This window comes from Cohnella endophytica, assembly GCF_003628305.1.
Taxonomy (GTDB): Bacteria; Bacillota; Bacilli; order Paenibacillales; family Paenibacillaceae; genus Cohnella; species Cohnella endophytica.
In genome coordinates, this window is record NZ_RBZM01000004.1 from 288,219 (window position 1) to 304,644 (window position 16,426).

General features: G+C 50.3%; 19 protein-coding genes. 12 read left to right on the top strand and 7 right to left on the bottom strand.

Going from position 1 to position 16,426, the window contains the following annotated elements:
- Positions 1–3 precede the first annotated feature (3 nt).
- Positions 4–570, bottom strand: a complete 567-nt coding sequence (locus D7Z26_RS07815; protein ID WP_120975574.1) for a TetR/AcrR family transcriptional regulator — start codon at positions 568–570, stop codon at positions 4–6.
- Positions 567–1,298 carry an MBL fold metallo-hydrolase gene (locus tag D7Z26_RS07820; protein WP_120975576.1) on the bottom strand — a complete coding sequence of 244 codons (732 nt, stop codon included), beginning with the start codon at positions 1,296–1,298 and terminating at the stop codon, positions 567–569. The genes D7Z26_RS07815 and D7Z26_RS07820 overlap by 4 nt, the downstream gene beginning before the upstream one ends.
- A 253-nt stretch (positions 1,299–1,551) precedes the next feature.
- On the opposite strand from D7Z26_RS07820, the gene D7Z26_RS07825 reads away from it, so the two are divergent.
- The 4 genes from D7Z26_RS07825 (at position 1,552) to D7Z26_RS07840 (ending at position 5,277) form a co-directional block, all read left to right on the top strand.
- Positions 1,552–2,940 (top strand): extracellular solute-binding protein, encoded by a 1,389-nt coding sequence (locus tag D7Z26_RS07825; protein WP_120975578.1) that lies wholly within the window; start codon positions 1,552–1,554, stop codon positions 2,938–2,940.
- 74 nt (positions 2,941–3,014) lie between these two features.
- On the top strand, positions 3,015–3,893 hold the full coding sequence (locus D7Z26_RS07830) for a carbohydrate ABC transporter permease (protein ID WP_120975581.1): 879 nt from the start codon (positions 3,015–3,017) through the stop codon (positions 3,891–3,893).
- Entirely contained in the window at positions 3,893–4,723 is an 831-nt protein-coding gene (locus D7Z26_RS07835; RefSeq protein ID WP_120975583.1) for a carbohydrate ABC transporter permease, read from the top strand. Before D7Z26_RS07830 ends, D7Z26_RS07835 begins: the two co-directional genes overlap by 1 nt.
- Before the next feature lie 50 nt (positions 4,724–4,773).
- Positions 4,774–5,277, top strand: a complete 504-nt coding sequence (locus D7Z26_RS07840) for a DNA-deoxyinosine glycosylase (RefSeq protein ID WP_233566712.1) — start codon at positions 4,774–4,776, stop codon at positions 5,275–5,277.
- Positions 5,278–5,370: 93 nt separating this feature from the next.
- Here D7Z26_RS07840 and pepF read toward each other — a convergent pair whose 3' ends face one another.
- The 3 genes from pepF to D7Z26_RS07855 all read right to left on the bottom strand — a co-directional run bounded on the left by pepF (position 5,371) and on the right by D7Z26_RS07855 (position 7,841).
- Positions 5,371–7,161, bottom strand: a complete 1,791-nt coding sequence (gene pepF / locus D7Z26_RS07845) for an oligoendopeptidase F (RefSeq protein ID WP_120975585.1) — start codon at positions 7,159–7,161, stop codon at positions 5,371–5,373.
- Positions 7,162–7,397: 236 nt separating this feature from the next.
- Positions 7,398–7,577 carry a hypothetical protein gene (locus D7Z26_RS07850; RefSeq protein WP_120975587.1) on the bottom strand — a complete coding sequence of 60 codons (180 nt, stop codon included), beginning with the start codon at positions 7,575–7,577 and terminating at the stop codon, positions 7,398–7,400.
- Positions 7,578–7,607: 30 nt separating this feature from the next.
- Positions 7,608–7,841, bottom strand: coding sequence for a hypothetical protein (locus D7Z26_RS07855; protein ID WP_120975589.1), 234 nt, complete (start codon positions 7,839–7,841; stop codon positions 7,608–7,610).
- 208 nt (positions 7,842–8,049) lie between these two features.
- On the opposite strand from D7Z26_RS07855, the gene D7Z26_RS07860 reads away from it, so the two are divergent.
- From D7Z26_RS07860 to D7Z26_RS07870, 3 genes are all read left to right on the top strand, one after another.
- Positions 8,050–8,766: a class I SAM-dependent methyltransferase gene (locus D7Z26_RS07860; RefSeq protein ID WP_120975591.1), complete on the top strand. Its 717-nt coding sequence runs from the start codon at positions 8,050–8,052 to the stop codon at positions 8,764–8,766.
- A 91-nt stretch (positions 8,767–8,857) separates the two neighbouring features.
- Positions 8,858–9,055, top strand: coding sequence for a cold shock domain-containing protein (locus D7Z26_RS07865; protein ID WP_120975593.1), 198 nt, complete (start codon positions 8,858–8,860; stop codon positions 9,053–9,055).
- Between the two features lie 162 nt (positions 9,056–9,217).
- Entirely contained in the window at positions 9,218–9,964 is a 747-nt protein-coding gene (locus D7Z26_RS07870) for a YebC/PmpR family DNA-binding transcriptional regulator (protein WP_120975595.1), read from the top strand.
- Positions 9,965–10,029: 65 nt separating this feature from the next.
- Here D7Z26_RS07870 and D7Z26_RS07875 read toward each other — a convergent pair whose 3' ends face one another.
- Together D7Z26_RS07875 and mnmA are read right to left on the bottom strand one after the other, a co-directional pair.
- Positions 10,030–10,683, bottom strand: coding sequence for a transposase (locus D7Z26_RS07875; RefSeq protein ID WP_147423838.1), 654 nt, complete (start codon positions 10,681–10,683; stop codon positions 10,030–10,032).
- 539 nt (positions 10,684–11,222) lie between these two features.
- Positions 11,223–12,395, bottom strand: coding sequence for a tRNA 2-thiouridine(34) synthase MnmA (mnmA, locus tag D7Z26_RS07885; protein WP_120975602.1), 1,173 nt, complete (start codon positions 12,393–12,395; stop codon positions 11,223–11,225).
- 228 nt (positions 12,396–12,623) lie between these two features.
- Here mnmA and cymR point away from each other — a divergent pair, with 228 nt between their 5' ends.
- The 5 genes from cymR (at position 12,624) to D7Z26_RS07910 (ending at position 16,201) form a co-directional block, all read left to right on the top strand.
- Positions 12,624–13,043: a cysteine metabolism transcriptional regulator CymR gene (gene cymR / locus D7Z26_RS07890; protein WP_120975604.1), complete on the top strand. Its 420-nt coding sequence runs from the start codon at positions 12,624–12,626 to the stop codon at positions 13,041–13,043.
- Positions 13,044–13,055: 12 nt separating this feature from the next.
- Positions 13,056–14,210, top strand: coding sequence for a cysteine desulfurase family protein (locus D7Z26_RS07895; RefSeq protein WP_120975605.1), 1,155 nt, complete (start codon positions 13,056–13,058; stop codon positions 14,208–14,210).
- A gap of 31 nt (positions 14,211–14,241) precedes the next feature.
- Positions 14,242–14,790 carry a PRC-barrel domain-containing protein gene (locus D7Z26_RS07900; RefSeq protein WP_120975607.1) on the top strand — a complete coding sequence of 183 codons (549 nt, stop codon included), beginning with the start codon at positions 14,242–14,244 and terminating at the stop codon, positions 14,788–14,790.
- Positions 14,787–14,993: a hypothetical protein gene (locus tag D7Z26_RS07905; RefSeq protein WP_120975609.1), complete on the top strand. Its 207-nt coding sequence runs from the start codon at positions 14,787–14,789 to the stop codon at positions 14,991–14,993. Before D7Z26_RS07900 ends, D7Z26_RS07905 begins: the two co-directional genes overlap by 4 nt.
- A 137-nt stretch (positions 14,994–15,130) precedes the next feature.
- Entirely contained in the window at positions 15,131–16,201 is a 1,071-nt protein-coding gene (locus tag D7Z26_RS07910; RefSeq protein ID WP_120975611.1) for an AI-2E family transporter, read from the top strand.
- Positions 16,202–16,426 lie beyond the last annotated feature (225 nt).

Below are 16,426 nucleotides of genomic sequence, written 5' to 3' on the forward strand. Positions count from 1 at the left end.
ACGTTATTTAAGGAAGAGAACGCTCAAGCCTTGGATATAATACGTAATCGACTTCGTTACGCTCTCGTAGAGTTCTTCCTGCATTTGAAACCCGCCCATTGATTTCAAAGAAGCGAAGCCGTGAACCATGCTTCTCAGGCCTCGAATCGCATGGACGAATTCAGATTCAGGCAGGCCGAGAGGCTCCATGAGACGAATAAATAATTTGAGGATTTGTTCGGCGTTGTGCTCGAATTCGACCGGTCCCGGCAGGGGAAGTCGATTGATCGCGTCGTACAAGCCAGGATGTTCGCTGACGAATTCAACGTATACGATGCCTAGCGCGATGAATGCTTGTTCTCCCGTCCGTCCGACGGCCGCATCCGTCAATCGCGCGAGAAGCAAACCCGAGGCGTGAATCGCGAGCTTCTGGCGCAAGTCCTGAAGACCGTCTACGTGATTGTATAAGGAAGGGGTTCTTATGCCGAGATTACCGGCCACGTTCGCGAGCGTAACCTGGTCCCAACCTTCGCGGTCCGCGATATCTCCTGCGGCGGCAATAACGGTTTCCGGTTTGATTCCCGCTCTCATCCGTTTTTCTTCCGATCCGCGTATTGCCGGGCTTCGTTCAAAGCGCGCTGAATGGCTTCGGCAGGCCGAACGATCGCGGGTCCATGTCCGACCAAGAGAACGGAGGGGTTCAGGGCGGCGATTTTTTCGGCGCTAGCGATTGCCGTCCGGGCATGCCACGTGGCCATGGCGGGGAAAGGGAACTTCCATTTCATCGTGCCGGATATCGCAAAGCCTCCCTTGGACTGAAAGGCGTCTCCAACGATGAGATTGCCGTTCTCGGATTCTAAGAAGGCGAAGTGTCCCGGCGTATGTCCTGGAGTCGCGATTGCCGTAAGCGATCCGATTCGCTCGTTATCGTCGAAGACGAAGTCGGGAGCGAAAGGCTGCTTTTTCGGAACGCCTCCTTTGATCGGAGTTTGAGCTTCGTTGGGGAGGAGGTGAAGCTCGCCCTTCAAAAGAGCGCTGTCCCTGCGCGAAATTCCGATTTTGACGTCGGGATATTTCTCTTTAAGATACGACACCGCGCCGATATGATCTGCATGGGCATGAGTGAGGAGAATCCGGGTCAAGGGTTTGCCCGTCGCTTGAATCGCCGTCTCAATGGCTTTCGCTACGAAGGGCATGCAAGCGTCGACTAAGGTAATGCCATCCTCTTCATCTACCAAATAACAATTCATCGGGAAAAGCTTTGGCATGAAGATCAATTGCGTAACCTTGCCGAACGTTAATTTTTTCATTAACCTCATCGCCTCCTGATTGCTAACTATATTATTATAATAACTAATCACATTAGTTTTTGCAAATGGAATTTTGGCCGGACGGAAATTTACTTTACTGCCAATTGCGGGGCGATTACTCGCGAATGAGGGGGAAAATACCGTAATGGGAGAAAGATGATCTTATCCCTTCGTTAGGTGAATGACTCCCTTACTTCGATAGGGTTTGCTCTTACAATTAGGGTGTAAGCAAACAAATATATATCTTTGGGAGGTCTACCGAATGAAAAAGAATTTAAAGGTTGCTCTAACCCTGCTAGTCGCAATGTCGACAGTTTTGGCCGCCTGCGGTAAAAACAACAATGCTTCATCCCCTGAAGCGTCTCCAAACGAATCGTCAAGCGCAACGGGTTCGGAATCCCCGGGCGAATCGTCGAATATCGAGCCATTCACGGTTTCTCTGCGCCATATTCAAATCGGCGAACCGCAGAAGTTTCGCAAAGCGATTCTTGACGACGTCGTCAAGAAAACGGAAGGCGAAATTCCCGGCCTGAAATTCGAGCTTGACGGTATCGAAGACGCGGTAAACCGATTCACGAAATTGCCTGCCGAGATGGCCGCAGGCAATCCGCCCAAAATATTCGATATGTTCGGCGGCAACGCCGACGCGCTGAAGTACGCGAAAGCCGGAAGGCTGCTCGACCTGACCCCGATCCTTGACGAATTGGGCATTAAAGACAAGTTCCTGAACGTATTCAGCCAATTCACGCTCGACGGCAAGATTTACGGTTTGCCGATCGGCGGTAACATGGAAGGCGTATTCTATAATACCGAAATCTTCTCGGCTAACGGCCTGAACGCACCGACGACTTGGGACGATCTGATCAAAGCGGCGGACTCGCTCAAAGCGAAAGGCATCACGCCGTTCGCGACGGGCTCCCAAGCGGGTTGGGTACCGAACATGCTCGTGAATACGCTTATCGGTCGCAACGTTGCGGCTAACTATCCGAACGGCTTGACCGACGGTACGCTGAAATGGAACTCCCCCGAGTTCGTGGCCGCCTACGCGACATATGGAGACTGGGTCAAAAAAGGCTACTTCACAAAAGGCGAACTAGGTAAAACTTACGACGACATGCTGAATGAATTCGCGGCCGGCAAAGCTGCGATGATCTTCGACGGAAGCTGGCGTTCGTCCGCTTTCAAAGCGGGTGCGGTAGCCGCTAACCTGGAAGGTAAAGTAGGTTTCATCGCGTTGCCGGCGATCCCCGATTACAAAGGCGACCAAACGTCAATCAACGCCAACTACGGCAACGGATACGGCTTCTCTTCCGACTTGAACGACAACGAACTGAAAGCCGTAACGGCATTCATCAAAAACCTGTACAACGACGAAATGCAACTTCGCGGCTTGCTCGAAGACGGCGTGCTTCCTTCGATGAAATTGTCCGACGAGGCGTTGGCTAACGTAACGGATCCGCTGGTTAAACAAGTCATGGAAACGATGAGCAAAGCGAGTTCATCATTCGTGCACTTCGACTCCGTCGTACAAAAAGCGGTTAACTCCGAGACCGAATTGCAATTGCAAAAACTGATCGCTAACAAAGCTACGGCCCAACAAGTCGGCGATGCGATCCAAAAGGTACAAGACTCCGAGAACGCGAAGAAGTAATCGTTTGTGTAGTTTGGCGAGGAGGTCTGCCAGCCAGTGGCTGGACCTCCTTAGCCGTAAGTGGGGGAGAAACCATGAAAAATACGCTAAAAAATCCCGCTGTATATCTCATGTTCGTTTTGCCGACGGTCATCCTTTACGGGCTATTTTTCCTCTATCCGATGTTTTCTTCCGTGTTCTATGCGTTTACGGACTGGGACGGATTGAATCCCGCCAAGTTTATCGGATTCGATAATTTCACCAAAGCGTTCAGCGACGATCAATTTCATGTAGCGATCTGGAACAACATGTCTTTCTTGCTCTTTTCCGTAATCCTGCAGGTTCCCGTGATTATCGTTTTTGCTTTGCTCATTAGCAACGTAAAGAAATTCCAAGGCTTTTACAAAACGACGGTTTTCATTCCGTCTATCCTTTCCACGTCCGTAATCGGGATTTTGTGGGGCTTTATCTATGATCCGGACATTGGACCGATCGCTGCGTTCCTTAAGTTCTTCGGCGTAGAACCGATCTATTGGTTGGCCGAGTCGAAGTGGGCGATGAAAGCGATTCTGATCACGAACGCGTGGCAGTGGGTCGGCTTCTATATTATATTGATTCTGGCTGCGATTCTCGCGATTCCGAGGGATATCGACGAAGCAGCGGCCATCGACGGCGCGACGGCTCCCCAGCGGGCTTGGTACTTAACGCTTCCTTTGATCAAGCCGATCATCTCGGTAGTCGTGATGCTTTCGATCGCCGGTGCGATGAGAGTCGTCGACGTCGTGCTCGTCATGACGAACGGCGGACCGGCGGGCACGACGGAAGTCATGGGCTCCATCATGGTCAATAAAGCGATCAAGTACGGCGAATACGGTTATGGCATGTCGCTCGCGATTATTATTTTCGCGTTCGCGCTTGTATTGACCGCCATCTACCAGCTTACCTTCGGCAGGACGGAAAGGATTGAATATTGATGCCAAGAACGCTCAGAAAATCATTGCCGCATATCGTTCTGATGGCATACGTGGTCATCATTCTCTTTCCTTTCGTGTTCGTCGTTTTCTCTTCCCTGAAAGAAAGCAACGTCGAAATCTCTCAAGCCCCGTTCGCTTTGCCGAAATCGCTTTATTTCGAGAACTACGCCAAAGCGTGGACGCAAGCGAAAATCGACAAGTATTTTGTCAATAGCGCGTACATCGGCGTTTCCTCGGCGGTCATTGGAGTGCTCATCGCCGCTGGAACTTCTTTTGCCCTGACTAGGATGAAATTCCGCAATTCCAGTAAAATCGTGTACCAAACGATCCTATTCAGCATGCTGATTCCGGCTAACGGATTGTTTATCGCTCAATACTTTCTCGTAAGCGATTTGCATATTATCGGAACCCACTGGGCATTATTCTGGCCATACACGGCAGGAGCGTTGCCGTTCAGCGTGCTTCTGATTTCCGCGTTCATGAAGTCGCTTCCGAACGAACTGGAAGAAGCGGCGATCATCGACGGGTTAAGCGCGGTCGGCTTATTCGCCCGCATCGTGCTTCCGTTGACGTTGCCGGCTCTCGTCACCGTGTTTATTATCAATTTCCTCGGCAACTGGAACGAATACTTGCTCGCGAACTTCTTCATCAGCAAGGACGCGCTCCGGACGTTGCCGACGGGTATGGTCGGTTTCCGCGACGCTTATCAGATGAATTACGCTCTGGTCAGCACCGGGATCGTATTCAGCGTATTGCCGGTATTGATCTTGTATGCATTTTTGCAGAAACAGATCATCGAAGGCATTACGGCAGGCAGCGTTAAAGGTTAATATTTGCCTGAGGAAGGTTAAGAGGTTGTGAAGGAGAAGGGAGCTTTAACGTGGACGTGCAGTCGTTTCCGCCGCTAGTCGATTCGGCATCCCGGATTTTGGTCATGGGAAGCATGCCTGGCGTGGCGTCGCTGAAGGCGTACCAATATTACGGCAATCCGCGCAACTATTTATGGCGTATCGTATATGCTCTATACGGTAACGGAAAAGAAGTGGACGCCGAGTATGAGGATCGGCTCGCTTTCGCGCTAAGTCATGGAATCGCCCTGTGGGACGTCATCGCGAGCTGCGAAAGGCCAGGCAGTCTCGATAGCGACATTAAGAAGGCGATTCCGAACGACGTGCCGGGTCTGCTGCGTCGGTTTCCGGATATCCGAGTCATCGCGTGCAACGGAACGAAGTCGCATTCGGAGCTGCTGAAGCATTTTGGAGCACATCCCGAGATTTTGAGCCGCAAGGTACTCCGAATGCCGTCGACGAGTCCTATACCGACCAGGGACTATCGGGGGCTTGAAGATCGGGTAGAAGCATGGCGAGCGATTAAGAATGTTTAACAAATAATAAAGCAGGGAGGAGGAGCGCTGAGCTCCTTCTCCCTGCTTTTTATCGGTTTACTAAACTTGGCGTTGGCGAAGAAACGTTGCTCATTATTTCGTCAATTGTTCCATCTCGTCGATTAATCCTTCGAACACGCTCATCGCTTGGCGAATCGGTTCGGGGGAGGACATGTCGACACCCGCTTTTTTCAAAATATTGATGGAGTAATCTTTGCCTCCGCTCTTCAGGAAGCCCAGATAACGGTCGACCGCGGGTTGGCCTTCGTCCAGAATCTGTTTCGCGAAGCTCGTAGCCGCGGAGAAGCCCGTTGCGTATTTGAATACGTAGAAGCTGTTATAGAAGTGGGGGATGCGCGCCCATTCCATCTCGATATCTTTATCCACGACCATACCTTTGCCATAGTATTTGACGTTAAGGTCGTAATAGATGGAACTGAATTCCTGCGGCGTTAAGGCTTCGCCTTGCTCCGCTCTTTCGTGGATGATTTTCTCGAATTCCGCGAACATCGTTTGGCGGAATACGGTCGTACGGAACTGATCGGCGTAATAAGTAAGCAGGTACATTTTTTCTTTGGGATCCGTCGAATGCTCGAGCAAGTGGTTCATGAGCAATGCCTCGTTCAGCGTGGAGGCGACTTCAGCCAAGAAAATCGTATATTGGGCATCGCGATACTCGTTGTTCGAGTCGGAGTAGTACGAATGCAGCGCATGGCCCATCTCGTGAGTCAACGTGAACATGCTATTTAAGTTGTCGTTATGGTTCAGGAGCACGTATGGATGCGTGCCGAATGCCCCCCAGCTATAAGCGCCGCTGCGTTTGCCTTCGTTCTCGTAGATATCGATCCAGCCGTCACTGAAGCCTTCTTGCAGCACTTTGCGATAGTCGTCTCCTAGAGGGGCTAAGCTCTCGTATACTTTCGCTTTCGCTTGTTCGTAAGTGATATCCATATCGAATTCTTCGACAAGCGGGGCGAATAAGTCGTACATATGGAGTTCGTCGAGCTTAAGCAGCTTTTTGCGGAGTTCCATATAGCGATGCATGAGCGGCAGGAATTCATGAATCGTGCCGATCAGGTTATCATAGACGGATTGCGGAATGTTATCTCCGAACAAAGACATTTCAAGCGCGGAAGGGTAATGGCGCGCTTTGGCATAGAACAGGTTTTTCGTTACGTTAGCGCTTAAAGTGGAAGCCAACGTATTTTTCATTTTGCCGTACGTATCGTACATGGCTTTGAAGGCATCCCGTCGAACCTCTTGTTTTTTGCTTTCCAAAAACTGAATGTACCGTCCGTGCGTGAGTTCGACTTCTTCGCCTTTTTCGTTTTTCACTTTCGGGAATTTCAGATCGGCGTTATTCAGCATTCCGAATATCGTTCCCGGGGCTTGCGAGATATTGCCCACTTGAGCAAGGAGGGATTCCTCGTTTTTGGACAAAATGTGCGGCTTCTGGCGAAGCATTTCTTCCAACGTGCGTTTGTATTTAGCAAGGGAAGGATCCGCGATGAGGTCGGTTAATTGTTGCTCGGAAAGGCTAAGAATTTCCGGCGTGATAAAGGAGGTTGCCTCTCCGACTTCGACGCTGATTTTTTTGGATTTCTCGGACAGCGCCTGATAGGTCGGCTCCGCGGTGTCCTCATGGTGACGCATGTTCGCGTACACGTAAAGGCGCTCGGTCAGCAACGAAACATCGTCATCCAGAGCGAAGCAGCGCGCGATCGAGGCGGCGTCCTTAAGCTTCCCTTGATAAGCGGCGATTTCGCCGGTCAAACCTTTGACGCGATTGAATTCGGCATCCCATGCAGCCTGGTTGGGATACAAATCTTCCAATTTCCAACGGTGTTCTTGAGGGACTTCGCTTCTTTTGGCTACTTGACTCATCGGTGAGCTCAACCTCCTGAATGGATTATCATGGGCGATGCCTGTTTTCTCGGCAACGTAACTCGGGGTTACGGAACCTATTCGGTCAACTGCCGAGGAGCATAGAACGGAAAGGACCGCCAACGAGGCGGTCAGCGGCAAAGAATACAGCTTCATAAAGCGCCTCCGGAAACGGAATGAGTTACCGGAGTAGTATGTCCTTGCCAGTAAGTTTTATCTGCATTTCGCTCGCATCTCTAAGTTCCGATGCGGAAGAAGCTATAGACGATAAGGAAAAATGCAAACAATACGAGTAAAATCGACGTGATGGCCATCGGTCGGCGCAAAGTCTCCGGAATTCTTTCCCGTGAGAGGATAAGAACAACCGCCAATCCGAAGGATGCGATAATAAAAATGATATTCGCTTCATTGTTCATGATAAGGTACTTCCTTCCCCATAGGATGTATTAGATGCTTTTAAGCTTCTCCATCGTTTGGCGAAGACCTTCTTCGCCGTTCGGGAAGTCCTCGGGGATAAATCTTTTTGACGCCCAATCCATCAATTCCGGTCTGCTTAGGAACTTGTGGCAAGTCTCTCCCCATTGTTCCGATATTTCGCGAACGACGAGCGTTTTGCCTTGGACTTCTACTGTCAGCATATTGTAGTTATCGTGCTTATAGACGGTATGTTTAGCGAACATGTTAGTCTCCTGATCTTGGGCTTGGATGCCGTTTTTCTCATCATAGAAGAGATGGGCTGAGAAATCAATGTGGAGCTGGGAAAATTAGGTTGACAGTGAGGCGCTCTTATGCGATTCTACATAGAATTCCGGACAATTGAAACGGAATTCAGACGATTAGACGAGCCGAGACGAGAAGAGTTTTGACGAGACGAGAGGAGACGAGAGTATGGAACGAAAAACCGCATTAACCGCGTACCCGCAAGTAGGGGTCGCATCTACCTGCCGCTCTTACGAAGAGTATTGCGCAATGTTCCGGCTACCCGGGTTAGACGGTGTTCGAGGTCCGGTGCTGGACGTCGCGGGGGGAGCTTCGTGCTTTACCGCGGAACTGAACGCCCAGGGTATTCCCGCGTTCGCCGCGGATCCGTTCTACGACGGATCGACGGAAGACGTAATTGCGGCCGCGAGGCAGGAGATCGAGGTGTCTTCGGCGAAAATCGCGGCGAATGCCGACATTTACGATTGGAGCTTTTATGGATCCCCCGAGCAGCACCGTGCCATTCGCGAGAAGTCGCTCGAACGGTTCGCCGAGCATTTCCGCGACGAAGAAGGAAGGAAACGTTATTATTCGGATTCTTTGCCTAAGCTGCCTTTTGCGAACGATACTTTCGAACTCGTGACCTGCAGTCACTTCTTATTCCTTTACGCGGATTCATTCGGTCAGCAATTCCATCTGGACGCGATTGCCGAGCTCATTCGCGTATTACGACCGGGCGGAGAGTTGAGGATATACCCTTTGATATCCTTGAAATGGGAGAATAACCCTTACATTTCTGATATTATTAAAGCTCTTAGCGATGTAGCCCAAGCCGAATATTTACCATCTGCTTTGCCCTTCACTCCGGTGCGGAGTCCCTTGCTACGCATGGTGAAAATGGCATAATGGCCGATCTGATTATCTTGCAGAAAAGGGTAATTTCGGTTATAATTATCGTATTCGCCGACTGACGGCGAGATTTTAGGAGGTTGTTCATTTGAGAGGAACAGTTAAGTGGTTTAACGCAGAAAAAGGTTATGGATTTATTTCTATCGATGACGGTAACGATGTATTCGTTCACTTCTCTGCAATCCAAGGCGACGGTTTCAAAACCTTGGAAGAAGGCCAAGCCGTTGAATTCGAAATCACGCAAGGAAACCGTGGCCCTCAAGCTTCTAACGTGGTTAAACTGTAAGTCGCGCCCCGCGCCGACTTATTATCATATCACGAACTAGCAATAAAGCCCCTGGCCAAGCGCCAGGGGTTTTATTGTCGATCCCTTTGACCTTCTCGTTGGCGAAATGGTACACTATTTCTGGGTTTTATTGATACTAATGTGTCTCGGGGGTTAAGGGTTATGCCAAAATTCAAGCTTTTTGCCGGTCGCAAAGGCAAAGCCGATCAAGCTAAAAACAATCGATTCGTAAAGCTTGCTCGCGAAATATATGTACAAGCTCGTAAAGGCGGGACTAATCCGGAAGCAAACTCCGGTTTGAAATCGGCCATTGCCAGCGCTCGCGCGATTCAGATGCCTGCCGATAATATCGAACGGGCGATTAAGAAAGCATCGGGCGGAACCGATAGCGTGGACTACGAAGAAGTTCTCTACGAAGGTTATGGCCCGGGTGGGGTCGCGATCATGGTTAAGTGCTTGACCGACAATCGCAATCGTACCGCCGCGGACGTACGTTCGATCTTCGGCAAGCGTGGGGGCAATCTAGGCGAGTCCGGCTGCGTCTCTTATATGTTCGACCAAAAGGGATTACTTGTCGTAGCGCGTGACGAGGACGAAGAGATCGACGAAGACGGATTCATGATGGAAGCGCTGGATGCAGGCGCTGAGGATGTTGTCATCGGAGAAGATAGCTTCGAAATTCTGACCGCTCCGGAAGAATTCGAAACGGTGAAAAACAAGCTCGATGCCGCCGGATATTCGTTCGAGACGGCAGGCGTGCGTTGGCTTGCCCAGAACACGGTCGCTTCCGAAGGGGAGAATGCCGATAAACTTCTGAGAATGATGGAAGCATTCGATGATAACGACGACGTTCAAGACGTCTATCATAACTTCGAGATTAGCGACGACGAGATGAATCGTTTAGGCTAATTATAATTAAGAGGGGCCGCAAGGCCTCTTTTTGTTTTATGGAAGGGCATAAATTTGGAATTCGTTCACGCAATGGCCGGTCCGCCTTTCAATCGCCCGTACTCGTTCCAGGTATATATGGTCTTTGCGCCCCTAATGATCAACTTCTCGATCGCCTCGGCCGGGCTGTGGCCATAGTTGTCCCGAAACCTGTATTCGGAGTAATAACGGTATCTGCATTGCTCGGAAGAGGATTTATAGTGTTCGCGAATGAACTTATCGGCTCTGCTCAGTAGGAGGAGTTTAAGCTCCTTGACGATTGCCGGGGACTTGTCGGTTTGATCCTTAGTCCAAAATTGAAAGGATGTAGCGAACGAATCTAAATACATGGCGTCCCGGACGCGATGAAGCAAACGAAGCGCGGTACGGTAATTCAATCGGAGCGTCTTGGCGACCTTCCGTGCCGAAATCCTTTCTCCCGAAGCCAACCAGTAGAAGGTTAACATCCAGTAACGGAGAGGAAGTTTCGTGCGGTGCATGACCGTATTGGCAGTCAGCGAGATTTGGGTTCGGCAATAACAACACTCGTATAAGTTCCTCGTTTTTATAAAACTGCACTTGCTTTCCCCGCACTTCGTGCAAATAAATCCTCGTGGCCAACGAACGTTGAATATGTAGTCTCGGCAGGCTTGTTCATCCGGAAACCGTTTCATGAACTTTCGAATCGATAGGATTGCCAAGGATACCGCTCCCTTTCTAAAAAACGAACATTTGTTCTATATTAATATCATACCGAACAAATGTTCCCGTATCAAGCAAAAATTTCTGTTTTTCCTCCCGTTTTTAGCTATGGGAACATGTTTTTCCACTCCTGAACAAACTACACACATTGGAATCCATTTCCTCATCGAGGGCACGAAATAGAAAAGAGCTTATTATTTCAGACACAGTGCAAAAGTGATGGTATCTGTAGTTTGTTCAGGGAATTTTTTGTTGGGAATTAGACGGGCAGGCGCGAGAAAATGATGAGTTCAGTGTAGAAGAAGTGATCACCGAAGAAGTTGAGATCAATGAGGAATATGAAAAAGAGGGGATGGAAAGCAACGGATATATACCATGAAGTCACCTATGTGTAGTTTGTTCAGGGAAACTTTTCACTTGATGAATTTAGGTTTATTAAACGGGAGTCCGATGCATAGAGAAGGAACGCGATAAAAAACGCCGAGTACCGTAGCAAGATTCGCTAGAAAGTACTCGGCGCGACTGATTTCGAACGGGTTTAAGATGAAACGCCCGACGATGTCACGGAAGGTTCAAGCATGTGGACTTTATCGATGGTGCCGCCCCCGAGGCAGGTTGCTCCGTCGTAGAAGACGACGGCTTGGCCGGGAGTGATCGCTTTCTGCGGAATGTCGAATTCCACGAGGTACGATCCGTTGCCCTGAGGCGTTAACGTTACCCCTTGATCCGGTTGGCGATAGCGAAACTTAGCCGTGCAACGCAAGGGAGCGTCGGGCTCACGAGGATCGATCCAATTGACGCCAGTGGCGGTCAAACCGACGGAATAGAGACTGGAATGCGCATCGCCTTGAACGACAAACAAAGTGTTAGTTTCCAAATCTTTGCTTGCCACGAACCAAGGTTCGCCATTGCCCGAACCGCCGATGCCTAGACCTTGGCGTTGACCGAGCGTGTAGTACATAAGTCCGTCATGCCGTCCTTTTACTTCGCCGGAGACGAGATCGACCATGTTGCCCGGTTTGGCCGGCAAGTACTGGCTAAGGAATTCCTTGAAATTACGCTCGCCGATGAAGCAGACGCCGGTGCTGTCCTTTTTCTTGGCCGTAGCCAAACCGGCTTCGTCGGCGATGCGACGAACGTCCGGCTTGTTCAGGTGGCCGATCGGGAACATGGCGCGAGCCAGTTGAGATTGGTTTAACGCATGCAGGAAGTAAGATTGGTCCTTGTTATTGTCGACGCCGCGTTGTAATTCGTAGCGGCCGTCGATCCGCTCGACGCGAGCGTAATGACCGGTAGCGATCGCTTCGGCGCCCAGCTCGAGCGCCTTCTGCAGAAACTCCCCGAATTTGATCTCGCGGTTGCACATAACGTCGGGATTCGGCGTCCGACCGCGGCGATATTCTTCTAGGAAGTACTCGAATACTTTGTCGCGATACTCCTCTTCGAAATTAACCGTATAATAAGGGATTCCGATCTGGTTGCAAACCCGGCGCACGTCCTCGGCGTCTTCTTCCGCCGTGCAAACGCCGAATTCGTCCGTATCGTCCCAATTTTTCATGAATACGCCGATCACGTCGAAGCCTTGTCTTTTTAACAGCAGCGCCGTTACCGAGGAATCGACTCCGCCGGACATGCCGACGACGACGCGAACCTTGGACGGGTCCGGAAAGCGGTCCCCGAAATCCGGCAAAATAGGCTCGTTACCGTTCATAGTTCATCTCTCCTTACTGGTGAAGCTCAGTCACTTGATTTATTTTAGCATATTCGTCCGATTTTCTCACTGCGGGACTGTGTTTCGTGAATATCTCGCGTTTTTTTTGAGCAAAAAAGGAATAGTTGTGATAACATAGATTTAATATGGGGATACCCCACTTTTTACAGTATGAATAAGGCATAAAGCAACTTATTCTATGCTAAAGGCATGAAAGCAGGTGTAGTTTTGAAAATTTCAACAAAAGGCCGCTACGGCTTAACGATCATGATGGAACTTGCGGCCAAATTCGGCGAAGGACCGATTTCGCTTAAGAGCATCGCGGAAAAGAACGGTCTTTCCGAGCATTACCTCGAACAATTAATCGCGCCGCTTCGCAACGCTGGCCTCGTAAAAAGCGTCAGGGGAGCTTACGGCGGTTATATTTTGTCCAAAGATCCGGAAACGATTTCCGCGGGCGACGTCATTCGCATTCTCGAAGGACCGATCAGCCCCGTCGATTTCACGGAAGAAGACGATCCGGCTAAGCGCGATCTCTGGTTGAGAATTCGCGACAGTATCGCGGACGTGCTCGATTCAACCACGCTGTACGATCTGATTACGTACAAAGGCCACGAGAAGCTGGACAACTATATGTTTTATATTTAGAAGGTGCAAGTCATGAAGGACTTGATTTATTTCGATCACGCGGCGACGACCGCTATGCATACGGATGTGCTTCAGGCTTACGTGGAAGTAATCGGCGAAGGCGCGGGCAATCCTTCGAGCTTGCACGCTCAAGGGCGCGCGGCCCGAGAAAAAGTGTCCAAAGCCAGGGACGCGCTGGCCGGCATTCTAAATTGCGACGCTTCGGAACTTGTTTTTACGGGAAGCGGAACGGAAAGCGACAATTCCGCATTGTTCGGCGCGGCTTACGCGCAGAAGAAACGAGGAAAGAACGGCATCGTGACGACGGCGATCGAGCATCACGCCGTCTTAAACGCGTGCCGCGAACTGGAGACTCAAGGCTTTTCCTTGAAGATCTTGCCGGTAGACGAATACGGTCGCGTATCCGTCGAGGATGCGAAAGCCGCCATTAACGAGGCGACCGCGGTCGTCAGCATCATGGCAGGCAACAATGAAACGGGAACGCTACAGCCGATCGCCGAAATCGGCGAATGGGCTCGCAAACATAAAGCCTTAATGCACGTGGACGCGGTTCAAGCTTTCGGTTATATCGATATTGACTTGAGGGAATGGCCGGTCGATCTGCTCAGTCTATCCGCGCACAAGATCAACGGACCTCAAGGTGTAGGGTTGTTGTATATCCGGAAAGGCTCTCCGTTCCAACCGTTGTTATACGGCGGATCTCAGGAGCGGAGTCGCAGAGCCAGTACGGAGAACGTAGCGGGAATCGTCGCATTCGCCAAAGCAGCGGAACTCGCATCCATTCAAAGGGATGAGCGCAGGGAGCATGCGGAGAACGTTCGCTCGACGTTGCTCAAGGAGTTAAGCGAGCAGTTAGGCGAGCAAAGCTTCGCCGTTAACGGTCATCCCGATGATCGGCTCCCGCACATCGTCAATATTAGTTTTGTCGGCATATCTTCGGCAAGCATGCTGATGAATCTCGACTTGGCGGGAGTGGCCGTATCCGGGGGCTCGGCGTGCAACTCAGGCTCGTTAAAACCGTCTCACGTTCTGTCGGCCATGAATATTTCTGCAGAAAGAGTGTCATCGGCCGTACGTTTTAGCTTCGGATTGGGCAATACTAGGGAACAAGCCGAGAAAACGGCGAAAATAACTGCAACCATTTCGGCTCGCTTGCGTAATAGATAACAAGCGCCGAAAACGGTTAGGGAGCCCGGGTATGATCCAAGCGCAACGGATTATCGGATTGACGGTGCTGCTCCAGAACGGGAAGTGCTTGGGCAAAGTCAAAGATTTATGGTTCGACGAGTTTTGGAGTTTGATCGGCGTCGTGTTAGACAAGGAAGCCAGATCCGGCTTTCGCGCAATGCCCAAGATCGTTTACTGGGAAAACATCGTTCACTGCGGCGAAGACGCCCTGTTGATTCGCGACCGTACGAACGTCGAGAAAGTTAACGGGAATCAACTGCTGCGAACGTTCCATACCGGTGTCGTCCGGTTGAAAGATATGCCGGTCTACACGATCGAAGGACAACATTTAGGCCAAGTGTCAGATGTTTACATGAAGCCGACTAAGGGTACACAAATAATAGGTTACGAGTTGTCAGACGGTTTTCTCGCGGACGTATTCGAGGGAAGGCGGAGATTGTTTCTGCCGGAAGCGCCCGAGAATATTATTTTGGGCGAGGATGCTATCCTGGTGCCAGCTTCTTACGAGCGAATACTTACGAGAGACCATACGTGGAAAGTGACAGGTGAAGACGGATGATGAGATGCCCGAACTGTAGTTCCAAAGATATTGGGAAAATCGGTTCCCATCAGTTTTATTGTTGGAGCTGTTTTATCGAATTAACGGTAAACGGCGAGAAAATGTCGGTGTATCAAGTGGAAGAGGACGGTACGTTAAGCTCGCTTGACGATTTGTTCTTCGAGGAACCGATGCCGGCGCCGATCCACGCCAACGGCATGTAAGCTAATACGAGAGTCGAACAGAGTGCTCCGCTTCCCCAAATCCGGGGAGAGGAGCGCTTTTTTTGCATGGGACGGTTTAGGCGCGCGGACAAGTACATATACTAAAAAAGAGTCGCGGCATCATGGGGGTGGGGAAGATGGGCCGTTTCACGCAGAGTCGTTTGTTTACCGTGCTTGTCTATGCCATACTCTGTTTGCTCGCTTTGTTTCTCGTCATACTCGTTAGGCCGATGCTCATGTCCGTATTCGGCTTCCTCAAAGCGGTGCTGGCCCCGTTTCTGGTGGCGATGGTCATCTCCTACATGCTTAATCCGATCGTGAACATGCTGCATGAACGAAAGGTTCCGAGGCCGGCGGCAGTACTGCTTATTTATGCGGTGTTCATCTCGGTATCCGTCGTTATCCTGATGAATGTCATCCCGATGTTCATGAAACAGGTGGATGAATTAAACGAACACATGCCCGAATTGACGATGAGAGCTCAGAGCATCGCCGATCACTTCAATAATAACGACGTATTGCCCGAAACCATCAGAGACGGAATCAATAGCTCCGTGGCGAACTTGGAGAAACAAATAGAGAAACGGATCGCCGATTTCCTCAATAATATCGATAAAGTCGTTAACGTGCTGTTCCTTGCGATGATCGTTCCTTTTTTGGCTTTTTACATGATGAAGGATTTGGACGTGTTCGAACGCACGACTTTGCAGTATGTTCCAAGAGCTCACCGCAAGCACGCGATCAGGCTGATGAAAGACATAGATGCCGCTCTGGGCAGTTACATAAGAGGTCAGCTTATCGTCTCGTTATGCATCGGAGTACTTGCCTATATCGGTTATTTAATTATCGGCATGCCTTATCCGCTGCTGATGGCGGGGTTTGTCTCGCTATTCGATATCATTCCGTACCTGGGGCCGTTTTTCGGAGCTTTTCCGGCTCTCGTCTTGGCGACTACGGTGTCGTGGAAAATGGTTCTCATGGTCATCGTCGTCAATGTAATTTGCCAAAATCTCGAGAGCAACGTCATCAGTCCGCAGGTCGTAGGGAAAACGATGAGAATGCACCCGCTTACGATTATTTTAGTGCTGCTTGTGGGCGGCGAACTTGCCGGCGTAGTGGGGCTAATCCTTGCGGTTCCGTTCTACGCGGCGATGAAAGTGGTCGTGCAACACGTGGCAGCTTATTACATTCATCGAAAAACCGTTTGACAGCGCCGAAAGACGTTGTCTATAATTTATTTGATATTCATATCGCAACACGTTGACGAAACATAAGTACCTCGTAGTCCGCATAACCAGAGAGAAGATTTCGACGCGCATTCTCGTGGCTCGCTAACGCGTTCCCCATCGAATGTCGCTTGGCTGAGAAAATCTTCGGTGCGAAGGACGGGAGAAGCTCGTTTCGGAGTGCGGATCGAAATCCGCCGGCGAGGG